Source organism: Acidovorax sp. NB1 (assembly GCF_005405905.1).
Lineage (GTDB): Bacteria > Pseudomonadota > Gammaproteobacteria > Burkholderiales > Burkholderiaceae_C > Acidovorax.
On sequence record NZ_BJHU01000009.1, the window covers coordinates 54,848 to 72,182 of the forward strand.

The window sequence follows — 17,335 nt, forward strand, 5'->3', positions numbered from 1 at the left end:
ACGCTTCAGGTCACGGGAACTTGCATCCCAACTCACTCCTAACTTCTTTACGGGCGGGCGCGTCGGTGATTTCTTAACAACCGATAAATGGCGATATAGGCACACCATTGCGGAAAACAAAGAGCAATCCACAACAGTTGTTTGAAGACAACGAAGGCGGTGAAGTCTTGGCCAAAAAGAGCTTTCGCGGCCAGAGCTGCGAGAAACCAGGAAGGGAGGGTTAGTGTTGCCAGTACAGCCTCGACATGGTCCGGGACGCTACAACACGCTGAAATTGCAATCCCACCATACGCGACTCCGATGCTCCAGGCGCTAAAGACCACGACCAACGTGATATTCGCGCCAATCAGCCACCGCTCGGTCTGCGTGAGTTTCATCACGGCAGTTCCGCGCCGCCCATGCGCCCCAGGATCGTGCGCGTGCGCCCCGCCAGATACGCTGACCCGGGCGTTTTCTCAAACCGCTTGGGCGCAGGCAGCATCACCGCCAGGCGGGCGGCTTCGGTGGTGCCCAGGCGGCTGGCGCTCTTGCGAAAGTAGTGCTGCGCAGCGGCCTCGGCGCCGAACACGCCTTCGCCCCATTCCACGTTGTTGAGGTAGATCTCCAGGATGCGCTGCTTGGAGAGCAATTGCTCCAGCGCCAGCGTGAGCACAAACTCCTGCCCCTTGCGCAGCAGCGTGCGTTCGCCCGAGAGCAGCAGGTTCTTGGCCAGTTGCTGGGTGATGGTGGAGCCGCCCCGGATCTTGGGCGCACGCACCGGGCGCTCGGGGGCGCGGGCCTGCGCCTTGCTGGCCTGGGCTTCGGCCTTGGCGTTGCGCTCCCAGGCTTTTTCGATGGCTGTCCAGTCCACGCCGTCGTGGTTCACAAAACCATCGTCTTCCGACGCGATCACCGCGCGCTTGAGGTGGTCAGAGATGTCCGCATACGGCACCCATTGCTGGCGCCAGGGCACATGGCCTTTGGTGGCCAGCAGCGCCCAGGCTTCGGAGCGCTGGAAGGTGGTGGATTCGGGGTTGATGACCACCATGGCGGCAATGCGCAGCACAAAAAACAGCTGCAGCGCCACGAAGGCGATCACCAGCAGTCCCAGCCAGCGCAACACGGCTTTCATGGTGGCTTCCCCGGGGTTCAGGCGGCAGCAGATTGCTGCATTTCACGCAGCACCTGGGCCGACGGCGGGCGCACGCCGCGCCACAGCAAGAAGGCTTCGGCGGCTTGCTCCACCAGCATGCCCAGGCCGTCACGGGGCACAGCGCCGTGCTGGCGCGCCCAGTCGAGGAAGCCTTGCGCCGCAGGGCCATACATCATGTCGTAGGCCAGTGCGCCCGGGCGCAGCACGGTGGCGGGCACGGGCACCCCGGCTCCGGCCAAGCTGCTGGCCGTGGCGTTGATGATCACATCAAAATTGGCCGTTACCGCGCGTGGTTCTAGTGCTTCTAGCTCTGCTTTTTGTAGCAATGCGAGGGCGCTGTGCGACTGCACCAGCGCCTCTGCCTTGGCCAGGGTGCGGTTGGCCACGGTGATGTGGCGGGCCCCCGCCAGCAGCAGCGGGCCCAGCACGCCTGCGGCGGCGCCCCCTGCGCCCACCAGCAGCACATTGCGCCCGGCCAGCGACACGCCCGCGTTGCGCGTGATGTCGGCCACCAGGCCCAGGCCGTCGGTGTTGTCGGCATACAGGCTGCCGTCGGCGCGAAAGGTGAGGGTGTTGGCCGCACCCGCCAGTTGCACGCGCTCGCTGCATTCGGTGGCAAGGCCCGGCGCTTCAGTCTTGAACGGTACGGTGACGTTGCAGCCTCGTCCGCCTTCGGCAGCGAACGCGCGCACGCCTTGGGCAAAACCGTCCAGGGGCACCAGGCGGCGTTCGTAGGCGATGGGCTCGCCCGTGAGTTCGGCAAAGCGGGCGTGGATGGCGGGCGAGCGGCTGTGCGCCACCGGGTTGCCCATCACGCAGTACAGGTCGGGGGTTTGGCTCATGACAAAAGCTTGTGCGGGTGGCCCCGCGTGGGGCCGCGCCGGGAACTACCGGACGGTGGTTTCGAGGGTCTGGTCGCGGGTGAACTTGAAGCGCGCCACCATGGCGATCTGGTCGGCCTTTTTGCGCATGTCGGCGCCGAAGGCACCAAAGGGCCCGGCGGCGCGGGCAATGGCCTCGGCGCGGCGGTCCAGGGTGCTGTTGCCTGAGCCTTGCACGATCTCGGTGCCGAGCACGCGGCCGTCGTGGTTGACGGTGACGATCATGGTCAGCTCGCCATACAGCTTGCGGCCGGCTTGTTCGGGGAAGTTCTCGGTGCCTTTGTCCTCGACCTTGCGGCGCAGCGCGTCGTAATAGACGGCGTAGGCCTCTTCGCGCGTGGCGGGGCTGATGTAGCGCTTCTTGGGGCGCGAGTTTTCTTCGTTGATGCGTTTCTCGATCTCGGCCAGCAGCTTGACCAGCTGGCGGCGCTTTTCCTGCTCGTTGGCCTGGTCGGCGCTCTGGCTGGGCTTGCGCGGGTCGGGCTCGGGCATGGTGGCGAGCTGCTTGCGCAGCTGGGCCAACAATTGCGCCTGCTGCTCCTGCATCGCATCCATCTTGCGCTGCGCTTCTTCGTAGTCGTCCCCCACGGCCGTGAGCGCCGTGTAGGGCAGGGGGCTGGTGGCCCGGCCCTTCTCTGCATCGCCACCGCCTGCCAGGTTGGCCTGGGCGATGGCCTGGGCCTTGTCGGGGCGCTCGTTGGACTTGGCGTTGACCAGGATGACTTCGAGCGGTGTGTCCTGGAACACGCGGTTGAAACCCTCGGGGTCGATGAAGCGCACGGAGATCAGCGCGGCGTGCACGGCAATGGACACGCCCAGCGCCAGCTGCAACGTGGTGATGGTGCGGAGGAAGGCGGGGAGTTTCATCGCCAGCAATTATCAGGGGGCGGGGTCAGGGGGCAGGGGCTGCCGCAGCGGCGTCGGCGGGTGCCTCGTTCACGTCCACTGCAATCGCAATCGGCCCGGCCACGGTGTCGTCGTCTTCCTCGGCGTCTTCCACCGGGCCGTCGTCGCTGGTGTCGGCCGGGTCGTCCAGGCGCTCGATCACGGTACCGTGGATGTCGAGGGTGATCTCGTCCACCTCACCGAGCTTGACCTTCAGGCGCGCGCCGCGCGGCAGGTTTTGCGCGCCCAGCACCGGGAAGACCAGCGGAATGTCGTCCGCCCGCACCAGAAAGCTGCCGCCCGGGCCTTCCTTGAACACGGTGGCGTTCAGCTCGGTGATGCCGTTCTGCTCCACATACTTCAGCGTCCAGAAGCGTTCCATGCCCGCCTGGTAGCCGTTGTAGGCACCATAGGCCGCGTCGAAGCTGCTGATGATGGAGAACAGGTCGGCGTCCTTGGGTTTGAAGGGCGCGGCCAGCGCGGCGGTCTTGCCGTGGCGGGCGCAGGCAATGATCTGCCACTGGTTGACCAGGTCGGTGTAGCGGCGCAGGGGCGAGGTGGCCCACGAGTAGGCTTTGACGCCGATGCCCGCATGCGGCAGCGCCTTGGTGCCCATGCGCACCTTCACGCCGGGCGCCATGCTGGCCTGGCTGCGGTAGATGCCGGGCACGCCCAGCTCGGCCATCCAGCTGCCCCAGGTGCTGTTGGCCACGATCATGGCCTCGGCCACGATCAGGTCGAGCGGTGCGCCGCGCTGACGCACGCTGATCTGCACCTGCTCGTCGCCGGTGGGCTCGGCGCCGTCGTTACCGACCAGGCGGAAGTTGTAGTCCGGCCGGTTGAAGTTTTCGGGCTTGCCACGCACCACTTCGCGACGGGCTTTGAGGTCTTTGGCGAGGCGGTGCAAAAATGATAGCTGCCCACGCAGATCAGACAGGCGGTGGGGGTCGTTTTGATGCTCAAACGCCGGGTTGGTCAGCCATTCTTCCGTCACCACGCTGTCGAGCTGGTCGTGGCGCAGGTTGGCGGCGATGTGCACGCGCTCCAGCTTGGTCTCCGAGTTTTTGAACTCCAGCGTGGCTTCGTCGATGGTTACGTACAGCGACACGGCCGGGTTGGCACGGCCTTCGTCCAGCGTGTAGGTCTGCACCACGTCGTCGGGCAGCATGGTGATCTTGTAGCCCGGCATGTAGACCGTGGACAGGCGCGCGCGGCCGAGCTGGTCAATCGCGCTGCCCGGCTGGATGGCCAGGCCGGGCGCGGCGATGTGGATGCCCAGCACCACGGTGCCCGTGCCCAGGCCCTGGACGGACAACGCATCGTCGATTTCGGTGGTCTGCGAGTCGTCGATGGAGTAGGCCTGCGCAGTGGACAGCGGTAGCTCGTCGGCAATGACCGGCGCCGTGACGGCTGGAAAGCCCGTGCCCTTGGGGAAGTTCTCGAACAAGAAGCGCTTCCAGTGGAACTGGTAGGCCGAGTCGATGGCGCCGGCCTTTTGCAGCAGGTCGAGCGGCGCGGTGTGCGTGGCGCGGCTGGCATCGACCACGGCCTTGTACTCGGGCGCGTTCTTGTCGGGCTTGAACAGGATCTTGTAAAGCTGGTCGCGGATGGGCTGCGGGCATTCGCCCCGGCCCAGTTGCGCGGCCCACTCGTCGATCTGCGCGAGGATGGCCTTCTTCTTCTCGATCGCGGCCAGCGCCTGCTGCAGGATCTCGGCCGATGCCTTCTTGAACCGGCCCTTGCCCGCGCGGCGGAAGTAGTGCGGTGCGTCGTACAGGCGGAACAGCGCACCGGCCTGCTGTGCCAGGGTGGCGTTGTCCGAGAAATAGTCGCGCGCTAGGTCGGCAAAGCCGAATTCGTCTTCGGGCGCGAATTCCCAGGCCAGGTCCAGCTCGATGGTCTCGGCCACGGCCTGGGCCTGGGCGATGAGTTCGGCCGGGGCGGGCTTTTCGAACTTCAGCAGGATGTGGGCGGCCTTGACCTTGACCCGTTTGCCCGAGTCCAGCTCGATCTGGGCGGATGTGTCGGCTTCGGACAGGATACGGCCGGCGAGGAATTTGCCAGCTTCTTCAAACAATGCGTGCATGGCGGGATTGTCCCATGGGCCTGAGCCGGCTCGCCCGGACACGGGGTGGCGGCCAGCCCCTATGATGCGCACCACCTCGCCGGCACCACCCCAGCGCTGAATCCTCTCTGAGTGAGCCCCATGCTTTTTGATGCTGTTGCCGCGCCCCTGTTTCTTCTGGCCCTGACGCTGCCCTTTGTGTTTGGCTACACCGAGGCTCCCATTTTCAATTTCTGGCCGGTTGTGGCCTCGTGGTCCTGCGGCCTGGTGCTTTTATTGCTGATGCTGGCGCGCTCCTGGCACGTGCGCGGCGCTGCCCGGGGGGGGGCGTCCCGTGCGGATGCGCGGACTTTCATGGCATCGCACCTGGCATTGGGGCTGGTGCTGGCGGGCGCACTGGGGGGGGGCATCGGGTTGGCGCAGTTCTTTGGCGGGGATCTGGGCCTTGCGCCCTGGGTGCAACCCTCTGCGCCAGGCCAGGCGATTGGCAACCTGCGCCAACGCAATCAACAGGCGTCGTTGCTGAGCCTGGGGGTGTGGTCGCTGCTGTGGCTGGTGGTCCAGCTTCAAGCGCGGCTGGAGGGCGGAAGCCATGCCAGCCCGGCGCAAAACGCCCTGCTAGGCGGCGGGCGGCCCTGGCCGTCCTGGCTGGTGGGGCTGCTGCTGGCCTGGGGGCTGGCATTGCTGGCCATGGCCAGTGCGGCGACCGCTTCGCGCACTGGCGCCCTGCAGTGGCTGATGGTGGTGGGCTTGCTGGTGTGGTGGCAGCGCCGTGGTGGCCGTGTGGCCGTGGGGCTGTCGGTGGTGGGTGTGCTGATGTACTTGGGGGCCGCCTGGCTGTTGCCGCGCCTGTTGCTGGAGTGGACCGGGTTCAGCACCGATGGCCTTTTTACGCGCATTCTGGGGGACGAACAGGGCTGCAGCAGCCGCCGCGCCCTGTGGGCCAATGTGCTGCACCTGATTGCGCAAAAGCCCTGGCTGGGCTGGGGCTGGGGTGAGCTGGACTACGCGCACTACATCACCTTGTTCCCGGGTGAGCGGTTCTGTGTGCTGCTAGACAACGCCCACAACCTGCCCTTGCAGCTGGCCGTGGAGTTGGGGGTGCCAGTGGCCGTGCTGGTGTGTGCCGCTGTGGCGGCCTGGGTGGTGCACGCACGGCCATGGGCCGAAACTGACCCGCTGCGCCAGCTGGCGTGGGGTGTGCTGGCCATTGTGGGCGTGCACAGCCTGCTGGAGTTTCCACTTTGGTATGGCCCTTTCCAGGTGGTCTCTGTGATGGCCGTGGCGCTGCTGTGGTGGCCGCAGGCAACCCCAAGCTGGGTTGCGGCGCGTGCGACCAAGGCTGCGGCCATGCTGGTGCTGGCGGGCGCCGCTGCTGTGGGTACCCTGGTGCTGTGGGAGCACTACCGGATCGGCATGTTGTACCGGCCGCTGCCGCAACGGCCAGCGGCGTACCAGGAAGACACCATGTCCAAAGTGTCCGACACGCTGTTCTTCTCGGACCAGGTGGACTTTGCCCTGTTGTCCACCATTGCGCTCACCCGCGAGACAGCCCCCCAAATCAACCTGCTGGCGGGGGAGTTGTTGCACTTCTCGCCCGAACCCCGTGTCATCCAGGCGCTGATTGAAAGTGCCGTGCTGCTGGGCAAAGACGACGAGGCTGCGTTCCACATGAAGCGCTACCGCATCGCCTACCCGGCGGAATACGAGCGCTGGAAGGGGCCGGGGGCTGCCAGGGCGTCGGGGGCTCGGTAGCGTAGCCTTTCGCCTCGGGGCGGGGTGGGGCTCAGGCCAGGTCCAGAAACTCCACCACCTGCGGCAGGTAATCGGTGAAGTTGCCCAGCGCGTGATCCCCGCCCTCTTGCACGATCTGCCGGGCCTTGGGGTAGCGCCCTGCCATTTCGCGCCAGTCGAGCACTTCATCGCCCTTTGCAATGATGGCCAGCTCCGGGCCTGCCGGGGGGCGACTGCGCATGTCCAGGGCCTCTAGCTCGGTGATGTACTCCGGCAGAAAGTAAAAGCGCTCTGCGGGGTTCTGCCAGGTGGTCTGTTCGCCGATGTAGCGCGCCAGGTCACGGGCGGGGTCCACGGCGGGGTTCAGCATCACGCTGCGGCAGCCCGCGTGCTGGGCCACCCAGCTGGCATAAAACCCACCCAGAGACGACCCCACCACCGCCATGGCCGCGCGGGGCCAATTGGCAATGCCCTGTGCAACCAGCGCCATGGCGGCCTTTGGCGAAGGCGGCAACTGCGGGCACCAGAAGGTGACAGCCGGGTGGTGCGCTGCCACATGCGCCGCCATCTGGCGGGCTTTGGCCGACTGGGGCGAGGAGCGGAAGCCGTGCAGGTACAGAAGGTGGGTGGTGGTCATCGGCAGACAGACAGGCAAGCAAGCAGGCAGGAAAAAATGCGGGGCAGGGGAATCACTGCTCCAGACAGGGCGGCGCAGGCATAAGATGGGAGGTATCAAATCGTAACCACGGGGCGCCATGCAGCGCGGCGCCTTGATTCGCTCCCTGCACCATGCCCGATTTTGCCCCGCTCTCCACCACCCGACGTTGGGCGCTGGGATCAGGCGACAAGCCCCCCGCGTCGCTGGGCCGGTTTGAGCTGAAAAAGCAGCTGGGCCGGGGTGCGCAGGCCACGGTGTGGCTGGCGGTGGACCCGCGCCTGCAGCGCGAGGTGGCCATCAAGCTCATGCGCCCCCTGCAGGACCAGGACCCGTCGGTGCTGGAGCAGTGGCTGCGCGAGGCGCGCCACGTGGGGCGCCTGGCCCACCCGTACATCGTGCCCGTGTTCGAAGCCGACGTGCAGGGCCTGCAGCCCTACATCGTGTTTGAGTATGTGCCCGGCCGCACGCTGGCCGAACACCTGGCCCAGCAGGGGCGGTGCACGCCGCACGATGCTGTGGCCCTGATGGTGGATGTGCTCGATGGCCTGCAGGCCGCGCACCAGGCGGGCATCGTGCACCGCGACCTCAAGCCCTCCAACGTCATGGTCGATGCCCAGCGGCACGCGCGGGTGATGGACTTTGGCATGGCCGCCCCGGTGCAGGCTGCGCCCGATGCACAACTGGCCAGCGGCACCCCGGCCTATATGGCCCCGGAGGCCGCCGCAGGCGCAGCGCCCGCCCCGGCCATGGATGTGTACTCCGCCGCCCTGGTGCTGGTCGAACTGCTCTCGGGCAAGCCGTTGATCCACCAGAAAGACACCTGGCAGGCGCTGTACCGCCTGGCCAATGAGGACCTGGCCTTGCCCGATGACCTGGGGCCGGGCGTGGACGACGGCTTGCGCGCCATCCTGCAGCGCGGTATGGCGCGCGACCCTGGCCAGCGCTACATGTCGGCGGCGGAGTTCCGCGACGCGCTGCGCGCCTGGGCGGCCCCGGCCAGCGCCCCTACAGCGGCGAGCAATGCTACGCTGGATTTTTTGCTGCGGCGCATGCGGCACAAGAGCGACTTCCCGGCGCTGTCGGATTCGGTGGCCCGCATCCAGCGCGTGGCAAACTCCGAAGACGACAGCATCAGCGACCTCACGCACGAGATCCTCAAGGACGTGGCGCTGACCAACAAGCTGCTGCGCCTGGTCAACAGCGTGCATTACGCCCATGCCAGCCGGGGCACCATCAGCACCGTGTCGCGCGCAGTGAGCCTGGTGGGCTTCAATGCGGTGCGCAACATGGCGCTGAGCCTGGTGCTGCTGGACCACATGCAGGACAAACAGCACGCCAGCCAGATGCGCGAAGAGTTCCTGCGCGCCATGATGGCGGGCTCGGTCGCTGCCGAGCTGTGTGGTGCCAGCCAGGCGGCCGAAGAGGCCTTTATCGGCGCCATGTTCCAGAACCTGGGGCGCATGCTGTGCGAGTTTTATTTTCCTGAAGAAGCCCGCCAGGTGCGCAGCCTGGTGGCCTCAGGGCGCGTGGAGGGCGGCGAGGAGTCGGCCGCTGTGCAAGTGCTGGGGCTGGGGTTTGAGGACCTGGGCGTGGGCGTGGCCCGCGTCTGGGGCCTGCCCGAGAGCCTGCAGCGCTGCATGCGCAAACCGATGGGGTCGCCCATGCAGCGTGCGCCCGAGCAGGGCGTCGAGCGCATGCGCTGGGCGGCCATGGCCGCCAACGAGGTGGCCAGCACGTTGTTGTTTGGCGACCCCGCCCAGATGGAAGCCCAGCTGGGCCAGGTCGGCACCCGGTACGCCCGCACCCTGGCCTTGTCGGCCGAATCCATTGCCGAGGCCACCTTGCGTGCGCGCCACAAGCTGGTGGCGCTGGCCGAGGCGCTGGACCTGCGGGTGGCGCCTGACACCCCCGCAGCCCGGCTGCTGCGGCTACCGCAGCCTGCTGGCGCTCAAACAGTGACCGAGGACGCCCTGGGCTCCCACGAGCTGCGCCCCAGCGAAACCCCGCCCTTGCCGGCCGTGCTCGAATCGCAGGCGGGCGGTGCGGTGTCGGTGGCGCAGGTCAATGAAGTGCTGGCGGCCGGCATCCAGGACATCACCAACGCCATGGTCGAGAGTTTTCAGCTCAACGACGTGCTGCGCATGATCCTGGAGACCATGTTCCGGGCGCTGGGCTTTCGGCGCATGGTGTTTTGCCTGCGCGATCCCAAGACGGAGGTGCTGACCGGCCGTTTTGGCCTGGGCGAGGGCAGTGAGGCCGCCGTGCGCGCCATGAAGGTGCCGCTCAAGGTGCAGGGCGACCTGTTTGCCGCCGTCTGCCTGCGCGGCGCCGATACGCTGATCAACGACGCCACCGAACCCCGCATGCAGGCCCGCCTGCCGCAGTGGTACCGCACGGGGCTCAACGCCCCCTCGTTCCTGCTGCTGCCGCTGCAGATCAAGGGCCAGACGTTTGCCCTCATCTACGCCGACCAGTCGGTGGCAGGGGGCATCGTGGTGGACGACAAGGCCCTGGGCCTGCTGCGCACGCTGCGCAACCAGGCGGTGATGGCCTTCCGGCAGGCGGGGTGACGGCGCAGGGGGCTTGTTCCACCTGGCTCCGGCCATCCGATAATCGGGGGATGGCCGTCGTATTTGAAAAGCCCACGCTCTCCCAGCGCCTTGTTCCCCTGTTCCGTGGGTTCGACCTTCCCCTCATTGTGGTGGTGACCCTGCTGACCTGCGCGGGCCTGACGGCCATGTACTCGTCCGGTTTCGACCATGGCACCCGTTTTGCCGACCATGGGCGCAACATGCTGATCGCGGGTGCTATTCTTTTTGTAGTGTCTCAGGTGCCACCGCAAAAGATCATGGCCTGCGCCGTGCCGCTGTACGTGGCGGGTGTGGCGCTGCTGATGGCCGTGGCGCTGTTCGGCATCACCAAGAAGGGTGCCACACGCTGGATCAATCTGGGCATCGTCATCCAGCCCAGCGAAATCCTCAAGATTGCCATGCCCCTGATGCTGGCCTGGTGGTTCCAGAAACGCGAAGGCGCACTGCGCCCGCTGGATTTTGTGGCCGCGGGCGCACTGCTGGCCGTGCCGGTGGGCCTGATCATGAAGCAGCCTGATCTGGGGACCTCGCTGCTGGTGCTGGCGGCGGGCCTGTCGGTGATTTTCTTTGCCGGTCTGTCCTGGAAGCTGGTGCTGCCGCCGGTGGTGATTGGCGGCGTGGGCATCTTCACCCTGGTACTGCTGGGCGACCAGCTTTGTGCCGAGGGCGTGCGCTGGGTGCTGCTGCACGACTACCAGCAGCAGCGCGTCTGCACCCTGCTGGACCCCACCCGCGACCCGCTGGGCAAGGGCTTCCACATCATTCAGGGCATGATCGCCATCGGCTCCGGGGGCATGTGGGGCAAGGGCTTCATGGCCGGCACACAGACCCACCTGGAATTCATCCCCGAGCGCACTACCGACTTCATCTTCGCCGCTTTTTCAGAAGAGTTCGGCCTCGCTGGCAACCTGTTCCTGATCGTCTGTTTCCTGTTGCTGGTCTGGCGCGGCCTGGCGATTGCTGTGGGCGCCACCAGCCTGTTCGGGCGCCTGATGGCGGGGGCCGTGTCGATGATCTTCTTCACCTATGCCTTCGTGAACATGGGCATGGTCAGCGGCATCCTGCCCGTGGTGGGCGTGCCGCTGCCCTTCATCAGCTATGGCGGCACGGCCATGGTCACGCTGGGGCTGGCGTTGGGCATTCTGATGTCGGTGGCGCGAGCGCAGAAGCAGGACACCAAAGATCCCCGGGCGGCGCTTTAGGGGCTGATTTCCATCCCCAGCAGGTCCGCAGGCGCGCTCATGGCCGGGTCTTGCGCAGGGGTTTGTGCGGCGTTGCGTGCGCCATGCCTTCCGGTTACAAAGCGGCTGCCAACCGTGTTTTGGCAACCTCTGGAGGTACTCCCATGGCGTCGAAGTTCGAGCTGAAGAAGTCCAAGAACGACAAGTTTGTGTTCAACCTTCTGGCGGGCAACGGGCAGGTCATCCTGACCAGCGAGATGTACGACTCCAAGGCCAGCGCGCTCAACGGTATCGAGTCCGTCAAGAAGAATGCGCCCAACGATGGCCGGTATGGACGGCTCTGTGCGAAGGACGGCTCCCCCTACTTCACGCTCAAGGCGGCCAACGGCCAGGTGATCGGCCAAAGCCAGATGTACTCCGGCGAAAAGGCGCGCGATGCGGGCATCGAGTCCGTCCAGCAGAACGCACCTGGCGCGCCAACCAGCGACCTGACTGCGGCGGACTGACGGGAGGGAGCCCCCAGGGGCTCCCGCTGCCGCCCGTGCCCCTGCGCCCCTACGGGCATGGCCGGGCGCCTAAAATGCCCCGATGACTTTCCGCACCCCCACTGCCGCCCCCCAGCGCGCGGCGACCAGCCAGCGCATCGATGTTGCCCGTGAACTGCTGCTGACTCCCTTCGGCCTCGACGAAAGCCACCTGGCCCGTGCCTTGTCCGAGATCCGTGCCCACCAGGTGGACGATGCCGACCTGTACTTCCAGTACACGCGCAGTGAGGGCTGGAGCCTGGAGGAGGGCATTGTCAAGACGGGCTCCTTCAGCATCGACCAGGGCGTGGGTGTGCGTGCCGTGAGCGGCGAGAAGACGGCCTTTGCGTACTCCGACGACATCTCAGAGGCATCGCTGCTGGATGCGGCCCGCACTGTGCGGTCTATTTCGGCCTCTGCGCGCGCTGGTAAAGAAAAGATTGCTCCTAAAAAAATAGCGTCGAGCCGCAGCCTGTACCCGGGTGTGGACCCGATCGCTTCCCTCGACAGCACGGCCAAGGTCGCGCTGCTGGAGCGGCTGGAACAGCGCGCCCGCGCCAAGGACCCGCGCGTGGCCCAGGTCATGGCGGGGCTGGCCAGCGAATATGACGTGGTGCTGGTGGCGCGTGCCGATGGCACCTTGGCCGCCGATGTGCGCCCGCTGGTGCGCCTGTCGGTCACGGTGATCGCCGAGCAGAACGGCCGCCGCGAAATGGGCTCGGCCGGTGGTGGCGGGCGTTTTGGCCTCGCGTATTTCGACGACGAGCAAATGGGCAAGTACGTGGACGAGGCTGTGAACGCGGCCCTGGTCAACCTCGAATCGCGCCCTGCACCGGCGGGTGAGATGACGGTGGTGCTGGGTTCGGGCTGGCCCGGCATCCTGCTGCACGAAGCAGTGGGTCATGGCCTGGAAGGCGATTTCAACCGCAAAGGCTCCAGCGCCTTCAGCGGCCGCATTGGCCAGCGGGTTGCAGCCAAGGGCGTGACCGTGCTGGACGACGGCACCATTGCCGACCGCCGGGGCTCGCTCAACGTGGACGACGAGGGCCATGCGACCCAGCGCAACGTGCTGATCGAGGACGGCATCCTGAAAGGCTACATCCAGGACAGCCTCAACGCGCGCCTGATGGGCGTGGCGCCCACCGGCAACGGCCGTCGCGAGAGCTACGCCCACATCCCCATGCCACGCATGACCAACACCTACATGCTGGGCGGCGACAAGGACCCGCAGGAAATCATCGCCAGCATCAAGAAGGGCCTGTACGCCAGCAACTTCGGAGGTGGCCAAGTAGACATTACCTCGGGCAAGTTCGTGTTCTCGGCCAGCGAGGCCTACTGGGTCGAAAACGGCAAGATCCAGTACCCCGTCAAGGGCGCCACCATCGTCGGAAGTGGCCCCGAGTCGCTCAAGAAGGTCACCATGATCGGCAACGACATGCGCCTGGACAGCGGCGTGGGCACCTGTGGCAAGGAAGGCCAGAGCGTGCCCGTGGGCGTGGGCCAGCCCACGCTGCGCATCGAGGGGTTGACGGTGGGTGGGACTGCCTGATTCTGGCCCTGAGGGCGCCCATGTGTTGCGCGCTCCCACCATCCTTGCCCTGCTGTGCATGCCCAGCGCTGCGCCGGCCCGCAGGCAGCGCAAAATGCAATCACCATGCCTGCCACGCGTCCCAGCCAACTGCTGACACTCCAGTCGTTTGGGGACATCAGCCGTTTTCTGCGGGAGGGCGTGGCCGACGAGGACTCACGCCAGCTGCGTGACAGCCTGGGGGCGTTGTCCATGCAGATCGACGAGGCGGTCCGCGCGCGCCGCACCAGCACCGACACGGCGGAGATCACGCGGCGTGTTGTCACCTTGTCGCACTGTGCGCGCGAGCACCAGCTGTTTCTGACCGGTCTGGGGTCTGCCTGGCATGCGCTGTATGAATTTGGCGCTTACCAGCGCGCATTGCGGGACTTGCGCAACGCCATTGCCGACTGGCAACAGATGCTGGAACGCCGCAGCACCCGCGAGAGCGCGAGTTTTGATCACTTTGAACTCCTGGCCTGGCGCACGCTGGGAGAAGCGCTCCTGCTGGTCGATATGTACGAACACCAGAGCGATCCCCCAAGCGACCTGCAGGATGCACCGCCGCGCAAGTTGTCAGCGCTGCAGCGTGCGCGCGTCTGGCTGAACGGCCTTTGGCGCTGAACCAGGTCTTGAGCCTCGGGCCCGAATTGGCGCTGTTTGTCGTGCAATCGCAACAGTCTAGGGTTGCTGCACTGCCGCACACCTGTGCTACATTGGCTGCCATGCAAGTTCGCAGCGCGTTTTATTTTTGGTTTTTTATCTCGGTCCCCGGCGGATGAGAGGAAAACGCGCAAGCACACACAACCTCCCCATACCAACCGCCGACGCTGCAAAGCCCGGCGGTTTTTGTTTTTCTGCCCTCCCGTTTTTCTTCATTCACCACAACTTTCACTCCACGAGGAAGCAACCATGACGGTCTCCAACACCCCCGCCAGCGATGCCTGGTACCGCAGCGTCGAAAAAACCAGCCAGACCGACGACGAACGTATCAAGGACATCACCGTGTTGCCTCCTCCCGAACATCTGATCCGCTTTTTCCCCATCGGCGGTACGCCGGTGGAGACGCTGATCACCCAGACCCGCAAGAACATCCACAACATCATGGCTGGCAAGGATGACCGCCTGCTGGTCATCATCGGTCCCTGTTCCATTCACGATCCCGCTGCCGCCGTGGACTACGCCCGCCGCCTGATGGCCGTGCGCACGCAGTACGCCGATACGCTGGAAATCGTGATGCGTGTGTACTTCGAGAAGCCACGCACCACGGTGGGCTGGAAGGGCCTGATCAACGACCCCTATCTGGACGAGAGCTACCGCATCGACGAAGGTCTGCGCATTGCGCGCCAGCTGCTCATCGAGATCAACCGCCTGGGCATGCCCGCCGGCAGCGAGTTCCTCGACGTGATCTCGCCCCAATACATCGGTGACCTCATCAGCTGGGGCGCGATTGGTGCCCGCACTACCGAAAGCCAGGTGCACCGCGAGCTGGCCTCCGGCATCTCGGCGCCGATCGGTTTCAAGAATGGCACGGACGGCAACATCCGCATCGCCACCGACGCCATCCAGTCGGCCAGCCGGGGCCACCACTTCCTGTCGGTGCACAAGAATGGCCAGGTCGCCATCGTGAACACCAAGGGCAACAAAGACTGCCACGTGATCCTGCGCGGCGGCAAGACGCCCAACTACGACGCCGCCAGTGTGGCCGCAGCCTGCAAGGACCTCGAAGCCGCCAAGCTGCCCGCCACGTTGATGGTGGACTGCAGCCACGCCAACAGCAGCAAACAGCACGAAAAACAGCTTGAGGTGGCGCGTGACGTGGCGGCGCAATTGGCCGGTGGCTCGCGCAGCGTGTTTGGCCTGATGATCGAAAGCCATCTCACGGCGGGCGCGCAGAAGTTCACTCCGGGCAAGGATCAGCCGGGTGCGCTGGAGTATGGCAAGAGCATCACCGACGCCTGCCTGGGCTGGGACGATTCGCTGCAGGCCCTGGCCGAGCTGTCCGATGCTGTGAAAGCCCGCCGCGCTCGCTGAGTTCCGGCGCCGCAACTGGCCCTAAACTGAGGCCCGTGAGGCTGCGCATTCCCGCGCAGTCCGGGCTTCAGCAGGCCTTCTGAATGGGCCTGTGGATTTCAGAAGAAAGGCAAACCACCATGCACAGCGAAGTGTCGGTCAAGCTGACCGGGAATCAAGAATTCCGTTTTGACCTCGCGGGCGCCGAGCCCATGGGGCATGAGGCCGGGCGACGCTGGCTGGATGAGCAGTTCATTTCGCTGGACTGCGAGCCCCTGCGCGCGAGCGGCAAGGTGCTGTTGGCCGACAAGGTGCTTACCGTGGCACGTGCCGCCGGGGCGCCGCTGATGCAAGACCCTGACTGGTCGCGCAACTTTGCACGCGCCGCCAGCGCCGCGCTCGCCAGACCCATCGTGCGCGTGGATGTGCCGGGCATGGCCGTGACATTTTGATTTTGCCGTTGCAGGCCGCCTGGGCTGTTGTGCTCTGAAGGTGTGGATGGGCGGTAGCTGCGGCTACTTTGGGAGCGCCTGCAGCAATTTGGCGTGGATGCCTCCAAATCCGCCGTTGCTCATGCACACCACATGATCCCCCGGCCGGGCTGACTGCATCACCTGGGCCACCAGGGTGTCGATGTCTGCGGCGGTTTGGGCACGCTGGCCCGGGCCCACGCCCAGGGGGGCCAAAGCCTGTGCGGCATCCCAGTCCAGCCCCGCTGTGTGGCAGAACGCCAGGTCGGCGGGCTCCAGGGCCCAGGGCAGCTGGCTTTTCATGGCGCCCAGCTTCATGGTGTTGCTGCGGGGCTCGAACACGGCCAGGATCCGCGCCTTGGCGCCAAGACTGCGGCGCAGCCCGTCCAGGGTGGTGCGCAATGCGGTGGGATGGTGCGCAAAGTCGTCGTACACGGCCACGCCGCCCACGGTGCCACGCAGTTCCATGCGCCGTTTGACGTTCTGGAAGGTGGCGAGGGCATTGGCTGCCTGCTCGGGGGGCACGCCGACATGGTGGGCAGCCGCGATGGCGGCCAGGGCGTTGAGCTGGTTGTGCACGCCGGTGAGTGTCCATTCCACGCGGGCCACCCGGCGGCCCTGGTGCATCACATCAAACGCCTGGGGGTCGCCCACGCCATAGAAATCGTTCACCGCTGCGCCGAAGCTGGTGACTTCGCTCCAGCACCCGGCGTGCAGCACCCGGGCGAGGCTCTCCTCCAGCCCGTTGGCAACCACACTGCCTGAAGGCGGCACGGTGCGCACGAGGTGGTGAAACTGGCGTTCGATGTCGGCCAGGTCGTCAAAGATGTCTGCGTGATCGAACTCGAGGTTGTTGAGCACGGCGGTGCGGGGCCGGTAGTGCACGAACTTGCTGCGCTTGTCGAAGAAAGCGGTGTCGTATTCGTCTGCCTCGATCACGAACAAGGGGGCCGAGCCCAGAGCTGTGGCGGCGGGCGTGGGGCGTCGGGCGGCACCCAATCGGGCCGACAGGCCGAAATTCAGCGGTACGCCGCCAATCAGGAAACCGGGCTGCTGGCCCGCGCTCTCCAGAATCCATGCCAGCATCGACGTGGTGGTGGTCTTGCCATGGGTGCCAGCCACGGCCATGACGTGGCGTCCCTGCAGCACATGTTCGGCCAGCCACTGTGGGCCGCTGGTGTAGGGCAGACCTGCGTCCAGAATGGCCTCCATGAGGGGGAACTTGGGCGTGCCGTCGGGCAGCCTTGCGCGGCTGACCACGTTGCCGATCACGAAAATATCGGGTCGCAACGCCATCTGGTCGGCGCCGAACCCCTCGATCAGGTCGATGCCCAGCGCCCGCAACTGGTCGCTCATGGGCGGGTAGACGCCCGCGTCGCAACCGGTCACCTTGTGGCCTGCCTCGCGGGCCAGCGCAGCAAGGCCTCCCATGAACGTGCCGCAGATGCCTAGTATGTGTATGTGCATGGGCGCTGATTCTAAAGCCGCCGCGATACTGAGAAATATTGGTAAAAATGCCTTTCTGCGCGCGCTAGGCATGCCCTAAAAGCTATAAAAAATATAGCAATTGGGTATTTCGCTTCCGGGGTGTTCGTGGGCCTTGTGCAGGGGGCGGAGCGGCCCGTCATGGATCG

At 65.9% G+C, this 17,335-nt stretch carries 15 protein-coding genes; 8 read left to right on the plus strand and 7 right to left on the minus strand.

All coding sequences use genetic code 11. The features are described 5' to 3' along the window. Window positions 1–47: 47 nt before the first annotated feature. From AvAM_RS03665 to AvAM_RS03685, 5 genes are read right to left on the minus strand one after another with little or no spacing between them, the layout of a single operon-like run. Entirely contained in the window at window positions 48–377 is a 330-nt protein-coding gene (locus tag AvAM_RS03665; RefSeq protein ID WP_137745812.1) for a hypothetical protein, read from the minus strand. Continuing rightward, complete coding sequence (mtgA, locus tag AvAM_RS03670; RefSeq protein ID WP_137745813.1) at window positions 377–1,111, minus strand: monofunctional biosynthetic peptidoglycan transglycosylase; 735 nt, start codon at window positions 1,109–1,111, stop codon at window positions 377–379. Before mtgA ends, AvAM_RS03665 begins: the two co-directional genes overlap by 1 nt. Before the next feature lie 17 nt (window positions 1,112–1,128). Beyond that, a complete protein-coding gene (gene aroE / locus AvAM_RS03675) occupies window positions 1,129–1,974 on the minus strand; it encodes a shikimate dehydrogenase (RefSeq protein ID WP_137745814.1) in 846 nt (281 codons plus the stop codon). A 45-nt stretch (window positions 1,975–2,019) separates the two neighbouring features. Continuing rightward, on the minus strand, window positions 2,020–2,880 hold the full coding sequence (locus tag AvAM_RS03680) for an energy transducer TonB (protein WP_137745815.1): 861 nt from the start codon (window positions 2,878–2,880) through the stop codon (window positions 2,020–2,022). 25 nt (window positions 2,881–2,905) lie between these two features. Further along, window positions 2,906–4,984 carry a ribonuclease catalytic domain-containing protein gene (locus AvAM_RS03685; RefSeq protein WP_137745816.1) on the minus strand — a complete coding sequence of 693 codons (2,079 nt, stop codon included), beginning with the start codon at window positions 4,982–4,984 and terminating at the stop codon, window positions 2,906–2,908. Between the two features lie 120 nt (window positions 4,985–5,104). Here AvAM_RS03685 and AvAM_RS03690 point away from each other — a divergent pair, with 120 nt between their 5' ends. Beyond that, window positions 5,105–6,718 carry a Wzy polymerase domain-containing protein gene (locus AvAM_RS03690; protein ID WP_137745817.1) on the plus strand — a complete coding sequence of 538 codons (1,614 nt, stop codon included), beginning with the start codon at window positions 5,105–5,107 and terminating at the stop codon, window positions 6,716–6,718. A gap of 31 nt (window positions 6,719–6,749) precedes the next feature. On the opposite strand, the gene AvAM_RS03695 is transcribed toward AvAM_RS03690, so the two are convergent. Next, window positions 6,750–7,334 carry a YqiA/YcfP family alpha/beta fold hydrolase gene (locus AvAM_RS03695; protein WP_137745818.1) on the minus strand — a complete coding sequence of 195 codons (585 nt, stop codon included), beginning with the start codon at window positions 7,332–7,334 and terminating at the stop codon, window positions 6,750–6,752. 152 nt (window positions 7,335–7,486) lie between these two features. On the opposite strand from AvAM_RS03695, the gene AvAM_RS03700 reads away from it, so the two are divergent. From AvAM_RS03700 to AvAM_RS03730, 7 genes are all read left to right on the plus strand, one after another. After that, window positions 7,487–9,925: a serine/threonine protein kinase gene (locus AvAM_RS03700; RefSeq protein WP_137745819.1), complete on the plus strand. Its 2,439-nt coding sequence runs from the start codon at window positions 7,487–7,489 to the stop codon at window positions 9,923–9,925. Window positions 9,926–9,975: 50 nt separating this feature from the next. Next, window positions 9,976–11,148 carry a rod shape-determining protein RodA gene (gene rodA, locus AvAM_RS03705; RefSeq protein ID WP_137745820.1) on the plus strand — a complete coding sequence of 391 codons (1,173 nt, stop codon included), beginning with the start codon at window positions 9,976–9,978 and terminating at the stop codon, window positions 11,146–11,148. 143 nt (window positions 11,149–11,291) lie between these two features. Next, complete coding sequence (locus AvAM_RS03710) at window positions 11,292–11,633, plus strand: YegP family protein (RefSeq protein WP_137745821.1); 342 nt, start codon at window positions 11,292–11,294, stop codon at window positions 11,631–11,633. A gap of 82 nt (window positions 11,634–11,715) precedes the next feature. Then, window positions 11,716–13,200 carry a metalloprotease TldD gene (tldD, locus tag AvAM_RS03715; protein WP_137745822.1) on the plus strand — a complete coding sequence of 495 codons (1,485 nt, stop codon included), beginning with the start codon at window positions 11,716–11,718 and terminating at the stop codon, window positions 13,198–13,200. A gap of 105 nt (window positions 13,201–13,305) precedes the next feature. After that, entirely contained in the window at window positions 13,306–13,842 is a 537-nt protein-coding gene (locus AvAM_RS03720) for a hypothetical protein (protein WP_137745823.1), read from the plus strand. Window positions 13,843–14,130: 288 nt separating this feature from the next. Then, a complete protein-coding gene (locus AvAM_RS03725; RefSeq protein ID WP_137745824.1) occupies window positions 14,131–15,252 on the plus strand; it encodes a 3-deoxy-7-phosphoheptulonate synthase in 1,122 nt (373 codons plus the stop codon). Window positions 15,253–15,371: 119 nt separating this feature from the next. Then, on the plus strand, window positions 15,372–15,683 hold the full coding sequence (locus AvAM_RS03730; RefSeq protein WP_137745825.1) for a hypothetical protein: 312 nt from the start codon (window positions 15,372–15,374) through the stop codon (window positions 15,681–15,683). Window positions 15,684–15,746: 63 nt separating this feature from the next. Here the strand turns inward: AvAM_RS03730 and mpl are convergent, their stop codons facing one another. Then, window positions 15,747–17,168, minus strand: a complete 1,422-nt coding sequence (gene mpl, locus AvAM_RS03735) for a UDP-N-acetylmuramate:L-alanyl-gamma-D-glutamyl-meso-diaminopimelate ligase (protein WP_137745826.1) — start codon at window positions 17,166–17,168, stop codon at window positions 15,747–15,749. Window positions 17,169–17,335 lie beyond the last annotated feature (167 nt).